This window comes from Enterococcus infantis, assembly GCF_049166715.1.
GTDB lineage: Bacteria > Bacillota > Bacilli > Lactobacillales > Enterococcaceae > Enterococcus_C > Enterococcus_C leclercqii.
Genome location: NZ_JBMHFB010000007.1, coordinates 1 through 17,458 on the forward strand (window position 1 = coordinate 1; position 17,458 = coordinate 17,458).

Here is a 17,458-nt window from a genome sequence, read left to right on the forward strand (position 1 = left end):
AAAACTTGGTTTTCGATACACTAAATTATCCACGAGAATAGCGCAACAGTAGGGAACTTAGTTCAACTTTTGTACTTCGGAGTCGTTCTCAGCGTGGAGGCACGGGTTCGAATCCCGTACAGGCTATTGACTTTTATCAGACGATACACTAAGCTATGAGGCTGGTGAATCGTCTTTTTTGTTTTGCTGAACAAGAAATGGTGGTCCCATAAGGTTGGTGTCTTACGTCGACAAAACTCATAAGAAAGTAAATCGCTTTGTTTCTCTTGAAAAAACAGTATAATAGATACAAATGATACACTAGCGCTGACGGTCAGCTCTTTAGGTAGCTTTGGCTGCCCAACCGATGACCGGAAAACGCAGAAAGGAACGGCTTATGAAACGTATCGAGCGGGTCTATCAATTTGTATTTCAACAAGCAGGTGACATGAGCTCTTCAGCTTATGGTGTAACAACCCAAGATGTGGCGGAGTGTCTACAGATTCAACGACCAAATGCCAGTAAAGATTTAAATGAGCTGGTTCGCCAAGGTCGGATTGAAAAGTCTGAAGGGCGGCCAGTTCGCTATCTGCCGGTGACAACTTCCCAAAAGGAACTTGAGGTTTTTGACGAGACTGACGTTTTCTCTGATTTGCCGGCTGAAAAGAAATATGTACCCAGCTACAAAGAATCACCCGACAGCCCCTACATGCGGCCAGTGGGAAGTCAGCGTTATGCGGCGGTACCGGAAGTGCAAGATATTTTTGCCCGCTTGATCGGTACCGGTGGCAGTATGCGCAATGCTATCGAACAGGCAAAAGCGGCAATTCTCTATCCACCGAAAGGCTTGAACTGTTTGATTACCGGTCCCACGGGATCAGGGAAAACCTATTTTGCCCATGCGATGTTTCGCTTTGCTGTAAATAGTGGCGTGATTGCTCGGGAAAAAGAGTTGATTGTGTTTAACTGTGCGGACTATGCCAATAACCCGGAACTGCTTATGAGCCATCTTTTCGGTTATACGAAGGGGGCGTTTACAGGCGCCGATCAAGATAAAAAAGGAATTATCGATCAGGCGGATGGTGGGATGCTCTTTTTGGATGAAATTCATCGCTTGCCGCCAGAAGGCCAGGAAATGGTCTTTTACTTTATGGATCATGGGACCTACAGTCGATTGGGAGAAAGCACTAAGACCCATCAAGCGGATGTGCGAATTATTGGTGCGACCACGGAAGATCCTGGTTCCAGCCTGCTGGCGACATTTGTTCGTCGAATCCCTATCAATATTACACTGCCGGCTTTTAGTCAGCGACCAGCGACAGAACAAGTGGAACTGGTTAAGTTAATGATTGCCCAGGAGGCAGGACGAATCCAACGACGAATCTCAGTCACGGAAGACGTAGTGAAGGCGTTGATTGGCAGTGTCAGTTATGGCAATATCGGGCAACTAAAATCAAATATTCAACTGGTTTGTGCTCGGGGCTTTTTGAACCACATGCAGCACGAAGAAATCGCAATTACTATGGAAGATTTGCCAGAAGGGATTCGCTCCGGGATTGTAGCGTTAACCAATGAGCGGGTCAAAAGTGCCGATTTATCCAAAATATTGGCGCCTCGTTTAGTGATTGATCCTCATGAAAGCATGATGGAAATCAAAACTGATTCTTATGAACTGCCTTACAATTTATACGATATTATCGGTGACAAAGCAGCACTTTTAGCCGCGGATGGTTTGGATCAAACAGCCATCAACCAATTTATTTCTACAGATATCAACATTCATCTAAAATCCTTTTATAAAGATCACGGCTTCACTTTCCATGCCGATAATAAGCTGGCGGAGTTCGTGGATGAAAAAATCATTGAGACCACCAATCATATTTACGATATGCTCAAAGAACGGTTGGGCTATGAGCTGCAACAGAATTTTCTGTATGCCATGAGTTTGCATATCAGTTCTTTTCTAAAAAAGTTAGCTACCGGTGAAGAGCGTCATACCAATGACAATATTCGCCAAATGGTGGCAGCTTACCCGGAAGAATTTCGAATTGCCCGCTCCATTCGGGAATATTTGTCACAGGTTTTTCAAGTCCAGATTCCCGATAGTGAAGACTATTATTTGGCGGTGTTGTTGATTTCATTAGCTGCCAACCAAAAAGACGGCAAGATTGGGGTTGTAGTGGCTGCCCACGGGGATACTACGGCTAGCAGCATGGTAAAAGTCGTTACCCAGCTTTTAGGAGCAGATCATGTGCAAGCAGTGGATATGCCACTGGATATGCCACCTCAGATTGCACTGGAAAAAATCAAACAAGCTGTCCAACAAGTCTCAGAAGATAGCGGAGCACTGCTCTTGGTAGATATGGGTTCGTTGGCGACATTTGGTGAAACAATTACCCGAGATACCGGTATCGAGGTTCGAACCATGGATATGGTGACGACAGCCTTAGTCTTAGAAGCGGTGCGAAAAGCTTCCGTGCTGGGCAGTGATCTTGATTCCATCTATGATAGTCTGCGAGCGTTTAACGGTTATGGTAGTGGCGATTTGACGCAAATTGCGCCGCCACCTCATAAACAGCCGGCTATTTTGGCCATCTGTGCTTCCGGAGAGGGGACAGCGATGCGGGTCAAGGAGTTGATTCAGCGAGCATTGGCCCCAGAACAGAAAAAAGAATTAACCGTGTTGACGCAGTCTGCGGTTGAGCTGAAGTCGCAACTGCCGGCTCTAAAAGATACCTATCATATTATTGCTTCTACTGGGATCATGGATCCAAAGCTGGCGGCACCGTTTATTCCTTTGGATCAATTCATCGATTCTGATGTCGGTGATTTGGTGAATCGATTGTTATTGGAACAAGCGCAATGTCCAAATGCTCAAGTAGCGCTAGGATCAGATGAGATTCAAAAAAAGGCCATTGCTTTTATGGAAGAAAACTTTACCTTCTTAAATGTTGGTAAACTGTTTCCGGTGATTTGGAGTTTTGTCGAAGAATTGGTGACAGCTTATGGTCTGTCAGGAGAACAACAAGGACTGAAGATCAACTTGGCGATGCACACTGCGGGGATGATTGAACGAGTTTTAGTCAATGAACCACTGACGGTAACTGCTGAACAAGAGGCAGGACTACTTGGGGAAGAATTTTATTCGCGACTACACTTGCATCTGCAATCCTTTGAAAGATTGTTGCGACTGACAGTTCCGGTCAGTGAAGAGTATTATCTGATGGAAATCTTGAAACTCAAAAGTAGTGGCGCGACTGTGAGCGATGATGAGATTGATCTTTTTGAAGAAGATGTCATTTGAAGAGAAATATTAAGTCTAGACACACTATAAAATACACTATTGTTAGTGTATTTTATAGTGTGTTTTTTATTTAGACCTTCTTAAGGCTGGTTTAACAATAGTGTATCGATTTGGAAGTTGGCACGGTCCTTGCTTATATAAGAGTGATACGGAAATACCGTGTCAGTCATCTGTCCGGTTGTGTCACTTTTGTGATGAGGGCCTGTTGTGATAGGAGGGAGTGAGATGGAAGCGGATATTCGTTTAGCACGAATTGATGATCGTTTGATTCATGGTCAAGTAGCTACGGCCTGGTCGAAGCAAACCGGTGTCAACCGAATCATCGTCGTCAGTGACGAGGCGGCTAATGATTCATTGCGAAGCTTCTTATTAAGAGAAGCAGCACCGCCAGGAATCAAGGTCAATGTCATCGATACCGAAAAAATGATTCGTCTGTATTTTTCGGAACTGCTGATTGGCGAAAAGCTGATGCTCTTGTTTACTAACCCGCGGGATGTCCTGCGGCTGGTCGAAGCGGGCGTTGGTTTGCAGACAGTCAATATCGGCGGCATGCGCTATATCGTCGGAAAGCGAATGATTACCAATTTTATCTCGGTGGATACCGAAGACATCCGCTGTTTCAGAATCCTGGCCCAAAGAGGGATCACCTTGGAGGTTCGCAAAGTTCCCAGTGACCGTAAGCTGGATCTAATCGAGCTTTTGGACAAGGATGACGCCAAATCGTCGTTGCAATAGTCACCTGTAAGCTGCAATTATTTTTTTCGGAGGCTGTTGTCAATGAATAGAATCACCGTTGGCCAACAGAAAGCCAAAAGGAACTGTTGTCTGACACAAAAATGAAATAGGAGGTAGAAAAATGGTAGGAATTATCCTAGCGAGTCACGGAGAATTCGCTGAAGGTATCCTGCAATCGGGATCGATGATTTTCGGTGAGCAGGAAAATGTCAAAGCAGTTACATTGATGCCTTCAGAGGGTCCCGATGACATCAAAGCCAAAATGAAAGAAGCAATCGCCTCTTTCGACGACCAGCAAGAAGTTTTGTTCTTAGTGGATCTGTGGGGCGGCACGCCTTTCAACCAAGCCAACAGCTTGTTTGAAGAACACAAGGAGACTTGGGCGATCGTTGCCGGCATGAACTTGCCGATGGTAATCGAAGCCTACGCATCCCGTTTCTCAATGAACAAAGCGCAAGAAATCGCAGCCCATATTCTGGAAACTGCAAAAGAAGGCGTCCGGATTAAACCGGAAGAGCTGGAACCAAAAGAAGCTGCGGCACCAGTTGCAGCTGCCGGTACAGAACCTAAAGGGGCACTGAAACCGGGGACTGTTCTTGGAGACGGTCACATCAAATTTGTATTGGCTCGTATCGACTCTCGTCTGCTTCACGGACAAGTGGCCACAGCATGGACCAAATCAGTACAGCCAAGCCGGATCATCGTTGTTTCCGACGCAGTTGCCAAAGACGATCTGCGAAAGAAACTGATCGAACAAGCTGCTCCTCCTGGGGTTAAAGCCAATGTTATTCCGGTTCAAAAAATGATTGATATCGCCAAAGATCCACGATTTGGTGCAACCAAAGCATTGTTGCTGTTTGAAAATCCGCAAGATGTGGTTCGTGTATTGGACGGCGGCGTAGACATTAAAGAAGTCAACGTGGGTTCCATGGCCCATTCAGTTGGAAAAGTTGTAGTAAGTAAAGTATTGTCAATGGGTCCAGATGATGTCAAAGCCTTTGAAGACATGAAGAGCCGCGGCATCGCATTTGATGTTCGTAAAGTACCAAATGATTCAAAAGACAATATGGATGACATTTTGAAAAAGGCCGAAACTGAGTTGAAAGCTCAAAACGGTTAATCAGAGAAATAGGAGGTTAAGAAATCATGAGTGATTTGAATTTTATTCAGATGATTTTAGTTGTACTCGTGGCTTTCCTGGCTGGGATGGAAGGGATCCTCGATGAATTCCAATTCCACCAACCATTAGTTGCTTGTACATTGATTGGTCTGGTGACCGGTAACTTAGAGGCAGGGATCATGCTCGGTGGTTCATTGCAAATGATCGCTTTGGGTTGGGCTAACATCGGTGCGGCAGTTGCACCAGATGCTGCATTGGCCGCAGTTGCATCCGCAATTATTTTAGTTTTGGGTGGCGAAGGCAAAGCCGGCATTCCGTCAGCAATCGCAATTGCGATTCCTTTGGCAGTAGCTGGTTTGGTATTGACAATGTTTGTACGTACTTTGGCTGTGCCAATCGTTCATATCATGGACGCTGCCGCTGAAGAAGGTAACATTCGTAAAGTTGAGATGTGGCACATCATCGCAATCTTAATGCAAGGTGTTCGGATCGCATTGCCAGCAGCATTGCTGTTGTTCATTCCGGCAGAAAGCGTACAAAACTTGCTGCACGCAATGCCTGCTTGGTTGACTGATGGTATGGCAATCGGCGGCGGGATGGTCGTTGCGGTTGGTTACGCAATGGTTATCAACATGATGGCGACTAAAGAAGTATGGCCTTTCTTCATTATCGGGTTTGCCGTTGCGGCAATCTCTCAATTGACACTGATCGCTTTAGATGCGATTGCAGTCTCCATGGCACTGATTTACTTGAACTTGTCTAAAATGGGCGGTTCAAGCAATGGTGGTGGCCAAGGCGGTACTGGCGATCCATTGGGCGACATTTTGAACGATTATTAATCTTGAAGGAGGAGAAAGAAAATGGCAGAAAAACTTGAATTAACGAAAAAAGACCGTTTGGCCGTAGCATGGCGCTCTACCTTCATTCAAGGTTCTTGGAACTATGAACGGATGCAAAACGGCGGCTGGTGTTTCGCAATGATTCCAGCTATTCGTAAACTATACAAAACAAAAGAAGAACAATCCGCAGCGTTGAAACGCCACTTGGAGTTCTTCAATACTCACCCGTATATCGCATCTCCAATCATCGGGGTAACTTTGGCACTGGAAGAAGAACGGGCCAATGGTGCACCAGTCGATGACGTAGCGATTCAAGGGGTAAAAGTCGGCATGATGGGTCCTTTGGCCGGTGTCGGCGACCCTGTGTTCTGGTTTACTGTACGTCCAATGTTGGGTGCGCTGGGTGCTTCTTTGGCACTGACTGGCAGCATCTTGGGTCCAATCTTGTTCTTCGTTGCGTGGAACATCATTCGTTGGGCATTCATGTGGTACACACAAGAATTTGGTTACAAAGCCGGTTCTAAGATCACTGACGACTTGTCTGGTGGTTTGTTGCAAGACGTAACTAAAGGCGCTTCGATTTTAGGGATGTTCGTGTTGGGCTCGCTAGTCCAACGTTGGGTAAGTGTTAAATTTACTCCGACTGTTTCAGAAATTGAATTGTCTGATGGTGCCTATATCGAATGGGACAAGCTTCCTGGCGGTGCAGAAGGCATCAAGAAAGCCTTTGAAGAAGTGGCTTCTGGTAAAGCATTGAGCAACATCAAAGTCACTACTTTACAAGATAACTTGGATTCACTGATTCCAGGGCTGGCAGCATTGCTGTTGACTCTGTTGTGCATGTGGTTGTTGAAGAAAAAAGTTTCTCCAATCGTTATCATTTTGGGCTTGTTCGTTGTCGGTATCGTTTTCCACGTTATCGGCTTGATGTAAGCTTAGTTACAAGGGAGACCGAATTTACGGTCTCCTTTTACATAGGAAGTCTGTTTGTAACAGGACAGACAGCTGATTTTTGCGTATACTGGAAGTGTTCAGTGGGTAGTAAGTCGGCAGTGCCATCGAGCATTTGTGAAATCGAGTCAAAGATTTTGATAATCCTGTTCGGCAAAAGGTGGCTTTCAGGTGGCCGACAGTGTTCTTGCTGTCGCTGCAAACCTATCAAAAAGGAGCGTTCAACATGGTAGAATCATTGAATACAAAAGTAGATCTGGCGATTGCCGCCACTTCTTTTATGGGAATCAACGAATATGGACAAGTGATGGTAGGAGACAACGCCTTCGAATTTTACAACGATCGGGACAAGAATAAATTTATTCAGATTCCCTGGGAAGAAGTCGATTATGTGGTGGCTTCCATCATGTTCAAAGGAAAATGGATTCCCCGCTATGCGATTCAAACGAAGAAAAACGGCACCTTTACGTTTTCTTCAAAAGAGCCGAAGAAGGTGTTGCGAGCGATTCGGGAATACGTACCAGAAGAACGGCTTGTACGGTCGCTGAGCTTTTTTGATGTCATCAAGCGGGCCTTTACTTCAAAAGGCAAAAAGCAGGCGTAAATCATGATGACAACCTCTAAGCAGGGGGTGACAACTGATAAAGTTCACCAATTGTTATCAAACTAATCATAAAATCGATAATCAGCCAAGAACTGTTACAGCAGTTTCTTCAGGTTGGTTATCTTTTTTTTGCATTGTCTTTGCCGGTAGTTTGTATTTCAGGGGAGCATTTTGTTGTGGTATGCTGTTGAAGTGATGTGAAAAAGATGCGCAGATGTTAAAAAGTTACAGTCGCGTGTTTAGGAAGCGGAGGAACAGTGGATGATTTGGACCTTGATAATCGGTGCCGTGATTGGCGCTATCGCCGGCATGATTACCGGTGAGAAACGAGGCTGTCTGTACAATATTGTTGCCGGACTGATCGGCTCTTATATTGGTGAGCGGTTGTTTGGTGAGATGGGGCCGCAACTGGCGGGGATGGCGATTGTACCGGCAGTCTTGGGGGCAGTGGTTTTTACAGCGGTTATCACGTTGGTTTTCGGGCGCAGCAACGAGCATTAATGGAAAAAGGTGCAATGTTCCTGGCTCGCAAAAACATCAGTGTTTGTTATAATAGGACATGACGAAAACAGAAAGAAGGAATCGTATCATGATGTTACGTGTTGAAAATCTGCGAAAAGCAATGAAAAAAGAACAGGTAGACGGGTTTTTGGTCACCAGTCCTTATAATCTTCGCTATTTAACTAACTTTACCGGCACTACCGGTCTGGCAGTTATTACCTTGGACAAGGCCTTTTTTGTAACGGATTTCCGCTACACAGAACAAGCAGCAGCGCAGGCACAAGGTTTTGAAATCATCAAAAACGTCGGCCCAATCTTTGATGAAGTCGCTAAGCTTTGTGCCCAAGAAGAGCTGAATGGGTTAGCCTTTGAAGAAAACCATGTTAGTTTTGCTGAGTATTCTGTTTTAGAAGAAATTATTGAAGAAACACCCTTAATCCCAATTTCAGGAATGATTGAGAATCTGCGGGAAGTCAAAGACGAAGAAGAAATCGCAATTACACAAAAGGCTTGTGCCATCGCAGATCAAGGTTTTGATTATGTGCTAAAAACCATCAAACCGGGAATGACAGAAATCGAAGTCGCTAACCAGTTGGACTTTTACATGCGTTCTTTAGGTGCCAGCGGTGTTTCTTTTGACACCATCGTGGCTTCTGGTCTCCGTTCTGCAATGCCTCATGGGGTGGCCTCTGAAAAAGTGATTGAACAAGGAGATCTGATCACCTTGGATTTCGGCTGCTATTACCAAGGCTATGTTTCAGATATGACTCGGACGTTTGCCATTGGCGATCCTGGCGAAAAATTGCGGGAAATTTATCAGGTCGTTTTGGAAGCCCAATTAAAAGTGTTGGAAGCTGCAAAACCAGGGCTGACTGGCATCCAATTAGATGCGGTTGCTCGGGATCATATCACTGCGGCCGGCTATGGAGAAGCATTTGGACATTCAACAGGCCACGGGATTGGCTTGGAAATTCACGAAGGACCAAATGTTTCCTTTAGAGCCGACAAACAATTTGTTCCCGGAAATATCATCACGGATGAACCAGGAATTTATCTGCCGGGAATTGGTGGCGTCCGTATTGAAGACGATCTGCTGATTACACCAGATGGCAACCAGGTCTTGACCCATGCACCAAAAGAATTGATCATTTTGTAAGAAGCGTTTTTGGTAATAGGATTGAATGAGGATAAAAAAGCAGCAGCGACTAAAAAGCCGTCTTTTTCCAGTTGGGGTTATTCCCAATCAAAAGAAGACTGGCCAGATCCTGCTGCTTTTGTCTATTGTGTCATCGAAGAAAAATTGAGAGAGCCAGCTTTTAAATCGCGCCTCACTAATACAGGCTGTTTCATCTGCTGTTTAAGAGAGCTTTTGTAAAGAGAAGTTTTAAGGAAGAGAACAAAACAGCTGGTAACCATGAGTTGACTATCTTTCAAAAAAAACGATTCCAAGTGGCTTACATCCGCGGCTCACTGATGGTTTTGTATAGCCTAACTGCTGAAAGAATGATAAACTAGGAAAGAAGAATGTCCCTTTAAAAGGTCCATTTGCGAGGAATTTAAAAGGAGGATGGCCATGATTTCAGTAAATGATTTCAAAACCGGCTTGACCATCGAAGTAGATGGCGATATCTGGCGAGTTGTCGATTTTCAGCACGTAAAACCCGGTAAAGGGGCTGCATTTGTTCGCTCCAAACTGAAAAACTTGCGAACTGGCGGTGTACAGGAAAAAACTTTCCGTGCCGGTGAAAAAGTCGGAAAAGCGCAGATTGATAACCGAAAAATGCAGTATTTATATGAAAGTGGCGGTAGTCATGTCTTTATGGATCTGGAAAGTTACGAACAGATCGAGATCCCGGAAGAACAAATCAAAGACGAGTTGAAATTCATGTTGGAAAACATGGAAGTCAACATCATCATGTACGGATCAGAAATCCTGGGAGTCGACTTACCCAATACGGTGACACTGACAGTGGAAACGACGGACCCAAATATCAAAGGGGACACCTCGTCTGGCGGCTCAAAACCGGCTGTGATGGAAACAGGATTAACCGTCAATGTGCCGTTTTTTGTGAACCAGGGTGATAAACTGATTATCAATACAACCGACGGGACGTATGTTTCTCGGGCTTAGAAACGGAGGAAGTTGTTGTGGCAGATGAAAAAAATCTGGTGTTGAACAGCAATCAGGAATTAGGAGAAATCGTCATTGCGCCGGAAGTAATCGAAGTGATCATCGGGATTGCTGCTTCTAAAGTAGACGGTGTTTACGATATGCAGGGGACTTTTGCTAACAATGTGACTGAATTACTAGGTGGTTCGGCTCACGGAAAAGGGGTTTACCTGAGTATCGATGAAGCAGGTCTTAAAGTGGACCTCTATTGTTATATTAAATATGGCATGTCGGTTCCTAAAGTTGCGATGGCGATTCAAGAACGGGTCAAAGAACAAGTTTTGTTCATGACGGATGTGGCGTTGTCAGAAGTCAATGTCCATGTGGTGGCTGTCGTTCCCGAAAAGATTGATACCCCTGATTTGGAAGAATTATTTGGAAGTGAAGAGGAAGAGAATGAGTAGTAAAGAGATCTCACGGCATATGATCCGGCAAATGGCGCTGCAAGCTCTGTTTCCGTTGGACTTTAACGCCGATTTGTCAAAAAAAGATGCCATCTATCATGCCATCGAATTGGAACACCAAGACATGCTGGATGAGGAGCAGGAAAATTTCGTGCCCGTCTATCTGGATGAGCTGGTGGCAGGTGTTTGCGATCATAAAACCCAATTGGACGATATGATTCAAAAGCATTTGAAAAAAGGCTGGAATTTAAAGCGGCTACCGAAGATGGATTTGACAATTTTGCGCATTGCCATCTATGAAATGGTTTATGAAAAGGATGTCCCCAACAAAGTGGCCCTTAATGAAGCCATCGAGTTGGCGAAAACTTTCAGTGATGACCAGTCGCGAAAGTTTGTCAATGGACTCTTGTCAAACATCAATATCGAGCTGGAAAAAGCAGAACAACCAAAAGAAAACGCCTAAGTAAAAAAGCGACACCGCAGAATGAAACTTGCTGCTGGTGCCGCTCTTTTTTCTGGTTCTACAATATTTAGTGTTGGTGGAAAATCTCCGATTTTCTTCCAACACTTTTTTTGTATGCGAAGTATAGAAAAAGAGATACCCAAATTGATAGAATGAAGTCGACTAAAACACACTCACCAAGAAAGGGATATCTCCATGGACTATTCTACAAGAATTTTAACTGGTTTAACAGATGAAAACCTATTTTTTGATACAAATTGGCTAGAAGAGCGTCAGGAAAATGATCTTCCAATTCTGGTCATTAAAGGGCAGCTATCCTATACACCTTCGGCCTGTACAAAATGTGGCGTTAAAAATGTGGGCCAAATCATCAAAAACGGGACGCACCAGACAAAAACCCAATTAGTCCCCTTCAGGGGAAAGAAGACTTTATTAGAAGTGAAACGGTCACGCTTTTTATGTAAAGACTGCGGAGCGACTTTCAACGCTCAAACAGCACTTGTTAGAGAAAAATGCCATATTTCAACCGAATTACAACTCAAGATCACCTTAGATCTGAAAAAGAATATTAGCCGGAAGGAGATTGCTCAAGAATATTTTGTCTCTGACACGACAGTTATGCGTATTATGCGAGACTGCGTGCAAAGCTTCAGAACCAATTTTAACTATTTACCGTCAGTTCTTTGCATTGATGAGTTTCGCTCAATGAACTCTTGTAGTAATGCAATGAGCTTCATCTGCATGGATGGTCATACTAAACGGCTCATCAGTATCTTGGAAAGCCGTCGGCTTACCTATTTGAAGGCTCATTTTTTACGCTATCCACATCATATACGATGTAAGGTCAAGTATCTAGTCATGGACATGAATGCACCTTATGCCCAACTGATTAAGCATGTCTTTCCAAATGCTCAAATCGTAACGGATCGTTTTCATATCGTCCAACAGATTAATCGTACCTTCAATCAATTACGGATAAAGACGATGAAACAGTTTAAAGGGACTGACAAGGTGAACTATCGACGCTTAAAACGATATTGGAAGCTTCTTTTGAAAAATGACTTCAACGTGAATAGCGCTAACTACCACTATGAGCGCTCTTTCAAGCGTCCGATGACAGAAAAAGCCATTATTGATGAGCTCTTATCTTATGATGAAACTTTGAAATTAGCATATGAGACGTGTCAGCTGCTTCTTTGTCATTACCGCAGAAAAAACGCAACGCTTTTCTTTGAACTTATTGAAGAACTTGATCAGCGCTTACCAGAAGAGTTTCGTAAGAAACTAACTTTCTTCAAAAAGTATCGGCAAGGGATTCAAAATGCATTTGAACTTACTTACAGTAATGGCTTCGTAGAAGGAACGAATAACAAGATAAAAATAATCAAGCGTGTCGCTTATGGATATCGCAACTTCCTGAATTTTCGCTCAAGAATCTACATCATCCAAGGACTGATTTTTGTTTAAGAAAGAGCGAAAAATAAAAAAGCGCTCAGGCAAGAATTTTTTCCTGCCTGAGCTCATTCACTCATTCAATTTGAACTCACCAACACTATTTGACGAAGAGCCTTTTTTCTTCAGAGACATCGGGGCCATAAGCAGGGGATCAAAAGTTCCGCAAGAGCGTCTTTTCTAATGAAGATTATGGAACGGGCTATTCACGCAGTTGTGTTTGAATTTGTTCATAACAAAAAGACAAGTCACTTCCACTGATTTTTAATGGAAATGACTTGTCTTTTACTTGTGGCTCACATTTCGCGCGGTTCGCTTTGAAAAACGGCGGCAGAAGGATGATTAGAGCCCATTCTTCTGCAGTTAACGGTTATCGTAATGAAAAAGGCAAGCAATCAGTAGGCGCGGGCAATCCAGACTGTGTGTTGTGCCGGTTTTCCACTGACGATATCGACAGTTTTTTCCATTGGTGCTTCAAATGGGATATTGCGGGTGGTAAAGCCGGTCTCTTCTTTGATCTTGGCTTCCGTTTCCTCGCTGCCATCCCAACCAATCAGCACAAAACCAGTAGGGCGGCCGGATTCTTTGCAGGCTTCGATGTGTTCTTTCAATTGTTCTAAGGTATCAATATTGAAGTGTTCGTTTTCTTTGTTGCGGGTTCTGGCTGCTTCCAGTAAACGCTTAGGCATGATTGCCAACTGTTCGCTGACGTAGGCTGCCAACTCTGAAAATGGTACCGCAGTTTTGTCGCTGAGGTCGCGAATTTTCACCATCACATGGCCATTTTCCAAGTCGCGAGGGCCACATTCAATCCGCAAGCAAGCGCCTTTTAATTCCCATTCGTTAAACTTGTAACCAGGAGAATTGTCGCTGTCATCCATGCGGACCCGGTAGCCGGCTGCTTTGAATTCTTTAAAGAGTTCATCCAATTTTTCCATAATGGCTGGATTCTTTTTCCAAGGACCTACCGGCATCAGTACAATCTGTGTCGGTGCTACAGTTGGTGGGAAGACCAATCCGTTGTCATCCCCGTGGGTCATAATCAGTGAACCCAACAGACGAGTTGAGACTCCCCATGAAGTGGTGTGGACGTGGGTATGCTGATTTTCTTTGGTCAAGTAGGTGATATCAAACGCTTCAGCGAATTTTGTGCCCAAGTAATGGGAGGTACCGGCTTGAACGGCTTTCCCGTCTTTCATCATCGCTTCGATGGAATACGTGTCAACGGCTCCAGCAAAACGCTCAGAGGGCGTTTTTTGGCCCTTGTAAACTGGAATCGCTAAAAATTCTTCTGCCAAACGGGCATATTCGTCCAGAATACTCATGGTCCGACGACGAGCATCTGCTTCATTGGCGTGAGCGGTATGACCTTCTTGCCATAAAAATTCAGAAGTGCGCAAAAAAGGCAGTGTTTTCTTTTCCCAGCGGAAGACGTTGGCCCATTGGTTGATTTCATAAGGCAGGTCGCGGTAAGAATTGATCCAATCAGAAAATGCGGAACCAATCATGGTTTCTGAGGTTGGACGCAATGCCAAAGGTTCTTCCAGTTTATCATTGCCGACTTCTGTCACCCATGGCAGTTCTGGCGCGAAACCTTCAATGTGATCGGCTTCTTTCATGAAAAAGCTTTTAGGAATCAGCATTGGGAAGTAGGCGTTGCGGATATCTTCTGAACGCAGGAATTTGTTGAATTCTTCTTGGATATGTTCCCACAATTCAAAGCCGTCGGGACGGAAGATGATGGAGCCTTTCACTGGGGAATAGGCCATCAGTTCTGCTTGTTGGATGGTTTGGACATACCATTCGGTAAAGTCGTTGGTTTGCTTTTCAGCCATGTTATTTCCTCCTTGGATTTGGTTGTCAATCGAAGCGCAGGGGAGCCAAACAAAAAACGCATCCCGTCCTATAAAAAGGACGAAATGCGTGTAACATTCGCGGTACCACCTTTGTTGATCGATGTGTGTTATCGACCCCCTCGAAGGAGTGCTAAGGGACTCCGACCCGATCGTTTCTGGCGATCTATAATGTTGGCAGGTTCTTCTGACCAGTGGGTATCGTTCTTTCAACCGAGGAACGACTCTCTGTGACCTTGTTTAGAATACTAATCCAACTGCCTCTATGCTACCGGCAAACAGTAAAAAATGCAAGTCTAAATTCCGTTGCTGGCTGAATTTGCCAAACCCATCAAACGACCATACGGATTTCGACACTGTCTGTTTTTTCTGTCACGGCTTTTTTCAAGTGACCCGCATATTTTTTAGAGATGGATTCTAAGACCCAAAGATCAAATTCTTCTTTTTCCGGTAACTCGGTATCGATGCCGCGGTCAAAGATATTTTCCTGATAGTTTGCGGTGTGCTCACAAAACAGATATAACTGGTCTTGATCACAAGTCACTTGCAGGCGAATCTTTCGCTGTCTGGGATCAGCAATTGCATAGGTTTCTCTAGAGGCGTGCTCCAACAAGTGTGCTAAAAGCTTGGTGAGATCATCATCAGAGATATTGATTTCTTCAGGCAGCAGGACTTGAAAATCAATAGCGATGCTGCGTTTTTGTGCTAATTTTTGGTAGCGAGACAAGATCAGATTGGCTAGTGTGTGGTCAGTGTATCTCGGGATGCCGTCCATCAGACGGGTGTCCTTCATAAGCTTATCAAGGTATTCTTTGGTGCCTTCAAGATTGCCATCCTCTGCTAACAGTTGCATCATCTGCAGATTTTTTTGGAAGGCGGTTTTCATTTGCTCCAATTCGGCCATGTGTTGCTGCATTTCTTGGCGGCTTTCTTCTAATAGGGTCGTTTTGACTTCCAAAAAATTGACTTGTCGTCGGTTTCGTTCCTCACTGGCCATGAAGTCTGTGATAGTGTAGCCAAAGAGAACTAAAAGAATCGCCCCGAAGAACAACCCGCTGAAGTTGATCTGAGTGTACTCAGTTCCTAGCAGACCCATGATATACAAAAAGCAGTGGGCCAACGCCACTAAAACAATCCATGGTGTACAGACAGCATAAAAGTGGTTTTTATAATGACTTTCACGAATAGCGGCAACAGTGGCGGCCAATGTACCAAACATATTCATTGTATCCACCCAAGGTTTGATCTCTGGCAGGTCCGTTTTGGTGAGAATGGCGATAATCAGCATGGCAAGACTAAAGCAGATATGAGGAATTACCCAGAATTTATAGTACTTTTGAACGTGAGTCATTTTTAAACAATAGTAGGAAATCAAAAACAAAGGCGTCATAATCGCCAATAAAGTAGCGAGGGTGGAATTGACTGTGGGGCTAAACAGCAGACTAGAAAAAATATCCCCGGCTGCAGCTTCCAAGCCAATAGTCATGGCAAAACAAGCCAGCAGCAGCATTTCCAGTTCCAAAAACTGTTTTTTCAAAAGTGTCCGTCCCACAAAAAACAAAAGAACGATGCTGATAGAAAGGGCAACAATCATCATCAAAATCTGGGGCATCGACACACTGAAGACATAGGCCATAACTGAGTTGGCCTCACCGACAAAAACACGAGCAGGCAGTCCCGAATAATTTTTATAAGGACTGGAGACTTCTATTTCCAGTGTGCGGCCGACATAATTGCGGGGCAGGTGGATTTCTTGTAGGGAGTTGCCCGGGTTATCCGAAGGTTGCCCCCCAGTCGAAGCAGGACTGTATTCGTAAATCAACTCGTCATCAATCCAGACCTTGATCCATTGATGATTTCCTTGAACCAACAGCATGGGATTGTTCACTTTTCTGACCATTTTTCTTTCCATGATCATGGCTTCGCCAGTTTCGATTCCTGGCATCTTTTTTATGTAGCGACTCTTGAAGGTTGTAACCGGATCATCTTTTGGGAAATAGGTCCAAGTATCTTTGATCTCTGAAAACTGGGATTGGGTGAAAGGATGGGTCAGTGCGTGACCAAAAAAAACGATGATCGACAAGAATAAAGCGATGACCATTGTAAAGAGGATCCAACGCCAGCCTTTTTTTGAATTTAACTTATAATAGTTATTTATTGTATCCATAAAATAAAAGCACATCCTTTCCTAGATTCAGTTTATTTTGTTTTTATTTACAAGTCAACCGGGTTAATGAATTAATGTAGTTGATGTTTGACGGATTTACACAGAAATCCTAAGATTAAAATATAACTTAAGTTACAATTGAAAATATTTCTTTTTAATTATAATATAATAAATATTGAAAGCAGCATTCGCCTATCTTCTTAGCGCAAACTCCAGAAGACTTACAAACGAGAAGGATGGGGAGAGCGTGGGTTTTAATCACCAAGGGTTTTATCCAAGAAAGGAAGCCGCCGTATGAAGCGTCTGAAACAACTCAATAGCATCAGCTCATTTGCGCTGATTTTTTTTATGGCTCTGGCGCTGGCAGTGACGTTGTTGCCGCATCTGATGGGTTTGACTGTCGCTGTGATTAGAGACAATAATATGCAAAATGTTTTCCCAAAAGGCAGCTTGATTTTTGTGAAGCATCAAGAAATTGAGGACCTTCATGTGGGAGAGCTTATCACTTTTTATGTTGATCAAGGAGAAGATATCAAGACGCGACGAATCGTGGCAAAAGATTCTTCTAACAACACCTTCTATACAAAAGGAGATAATCAAAAGCAACTGGACTTTGGTTCTGTTTCAAGGCGTAACCTGATTGGACAACCAATTTTTCATCTTCCTTACTTGGGTTTGATAGCTACCAGCAGTTTTGTCAAAACTGCGCAATTGTTGTTTTGGTTAGCAGCTGCGTTTCTGACATTAACCACCATTAGCGCTTTTTTCAAGCAGGTCCGGCCTAAACCAGAAAAGCAGACATTATGGAAAGCAAAAGAAGGGGAAGACGCTCCTTGATTGCGCCAGTTAAGTGGATTGATTATAATAAAGCTGTCCTAGTGGGCGGCTTTTTTGATTGCAAAAGAAGGATAGCATT

General features: G+C 44.0%; 15 protein-coding genes. 13 read left to right on the forward strand and 2 right to left on the reverse strand.

The genetic code is table 11. From position 1 onward, the window contains the following. The first annotated feature begins 376 nt into the window (after positions 1–376). The 12 genes from ACOMA8_RS09260 (at position 377) to ACOMA8_RS09315 (ending at position 12,537) form a co-directional block, all read left to right on the forward strand. Complete coding sequence (locus ACOMA8_RS09260) at positions 377–3,283, forward strand: sigma-54-dependent transcriptional regulator (protein WP_421370244.1); 2,907 nt, start codon at positions 377–379, stop codon at positions 3,281–3,283. 225 nt (positions 3,284–3,508) lie between these two features. After that, positions 3,509–4,018 carry a mannose/fructose/sorbose PTS transporter subunit IIB gene (locus ACOMA8_RS09265; protein ID WP_421370246.1) on the forward strand — a complete coding sequence of 170 codons (510 nt, stop codon included), beginning with the start codon at positions 3,509–3,511 and terminating at the stop codon, positions 4,016–4,018. Between the two features lie 121 nt (positions 4,019–4,139). Further along, the gene (locus ACOMA8_RS09270; protein ID WP_161899394.1) at positions 4,140–5,138 is read left to right on the forward strand and encodes a mannose/fructose/sorbose PTS transporter subunit IIA; all 999 of its coding nucleotides are present in this window, start codon (positions 4,140–4,142) and stop codon (positions 5,136–5,138) included. A 35-nt stretch (positions 5,139–5,173) separates the two neighbouring features. After that, the gene (locus ACOMA8_RS09275) at positions 5,174–5,977 is read left to right on the forward strand and encodes a PTS mannose/fructose/sorbose transporter subunit IIC (protein ID WP_421370518.1); all 804 of its coding nucleotides are present in this window, start codon (positions 5,174–5,176) and stop codon (positions 5,975–5,977) included. A 21-nt stretch (positions 5,978–5,998) separates the two neighbouring features. After that, positions 5,999–6,910 carry a PTS system mannose/fructose/sorbose family transporter subunit IID gene (locus ACOMA8_RS09280; RefSeq protein ID WP_161899396.1) on the forward strand — a complete coding sequence of 304 codons (912 nt, stop codon included), beginning with the start codon at positions 5,999–6,001 and terminating at the stop codon, positions 6,908–6,910. Between the two features lie 244 nt (positions 6,911–7,154). Continuing rightward, the gene (locus ACOMA8_RS09285) at positions 7,155–7,532 is read left to right on the forward strand and encodes a DUF956 family protein (protein WP_161899397.1); all 378 of its coding nucleotides are present in this window, start codon (positions 7,155–7,157) and stop codon (positions 7,530–7,532) included. Positions 7,533–7,793: 261 nt separating this feature from the next. Continuing rightward, the gene (locus tag ACOMA8_RS09290; RefSeq protein WP_421370247.1) at positions 7,794–8,033 is read left to right on the forward strand and encodes a GlsB/YeaQ/YmgE family stress response membrane protein; all 240 of its coding nucleotides are present in this window, start codon (positions 7,794–7,796) and stop codon (positions 8,031–8,033) included. 88 nt (positions 8,034–8,121) lie between these two features. Further along, entirely contained in the window at positions 8,122–9,189 is a 1,068-nt protein-coding gene (locus ACOMA8_RS09295) for a M24 family metallopeptidase (RefSeq protein WP_202622179.1), read from the forward strand. A 417-nt stretch (positions 9,190–9,606) separates the two neighbouring features. Further along, positions 9,607–10,164, forward strand: a complete 558-nt coding sequence (efp, locus tag ACOMA8_RS09300; protein WP_161899399.1) for an elongation factor P — start codon at positions 9,607–9,609, stop codon at positions 10,162–10,164. Positions 10,165–10,181: 17 nt separating this feature from the next. Next, the gene (locus tag ACOMA8_RS09305) at positions 10,182–10,607 is read left to right on the forward strand and encodes an Asp23/Gls24 family envelope stress response protein (RefSeq protein WP_161899400.1); all 426 of its coding nucleotides are present in this window, start codon (positions 10,182–10,184) and stop codon (positions 10,605–10,607) included. After that, positions 10,600–11,070 (forward strand): transcription antitermination factor NusB, encoded by a 471-nt coding sequence (gene nusB / locus ACOMA8_RS09310; RefSeq protein WP_421370250.1) that lies wholly within the window; start codon positions 10,600–10,602, stop codon positions 11,068–11,070. Before ACOMA8_RS09305 ends, nusB begins: the two co-directional genes overlap by 8 nt. Positions 11,071–11,265: 195 nt before the next feature. After that, complete coding sequence (locus ACOMA8_RS09315; RefSeq protein WP_421370252.1) at positions 11,266–12,537, forward strand: ISL3 family transposase; 1,272 nt, start codon at positions 11,266–11,268, stop codon at positions 12,535–12,537. A gap of 380 nt (positions 12,538–12,917) precedes the next feature. Here ACOMA8_RS09315 and proS read toward each other — a convergent pair whose 3' ends face one another. After that, positions 12,918–14,357 (reverse strand): proline--tRNA ligase, encoded by a 1,440-nt coding sequence (proS, locus tag ACOMA8_RS09320; protein WP_421370254.1) that lies wholly within the window; start codon positions 14,355–14,357, stop codon positions 12,918–12,920. 349 nt (positions 14,358–14,706) lie between these two features. After that, complete coding sequence (locus tag ACOMA8_RS09325; protein WP_421370256.1) at positions 14,707–16,542, reverse strand: hypothetical protein; 1,836 nt, start codon at positions 16,540–16,542, stop codon at positions 14,707–14,709. 294 nt (positions 16,543–16,836) lie between these two features. Here ACOMA8_RS09325 and ACOMA8_RS09330 point away from each other — a divergent pair, with 294 nt between their 5' ends. Next, positions 16,837–17,379 (forward strand): signal peptidase I, encoded by a 543-nt coding sequence (locus ACOMA8_RS09330; protein WP_161899404.1) that lies wholly within the window; start codon positions 16,837–16,839, stop codon positions 17,377–17,379. Positions 17,380–17,458: the final 79 nt, after the last annotated feature.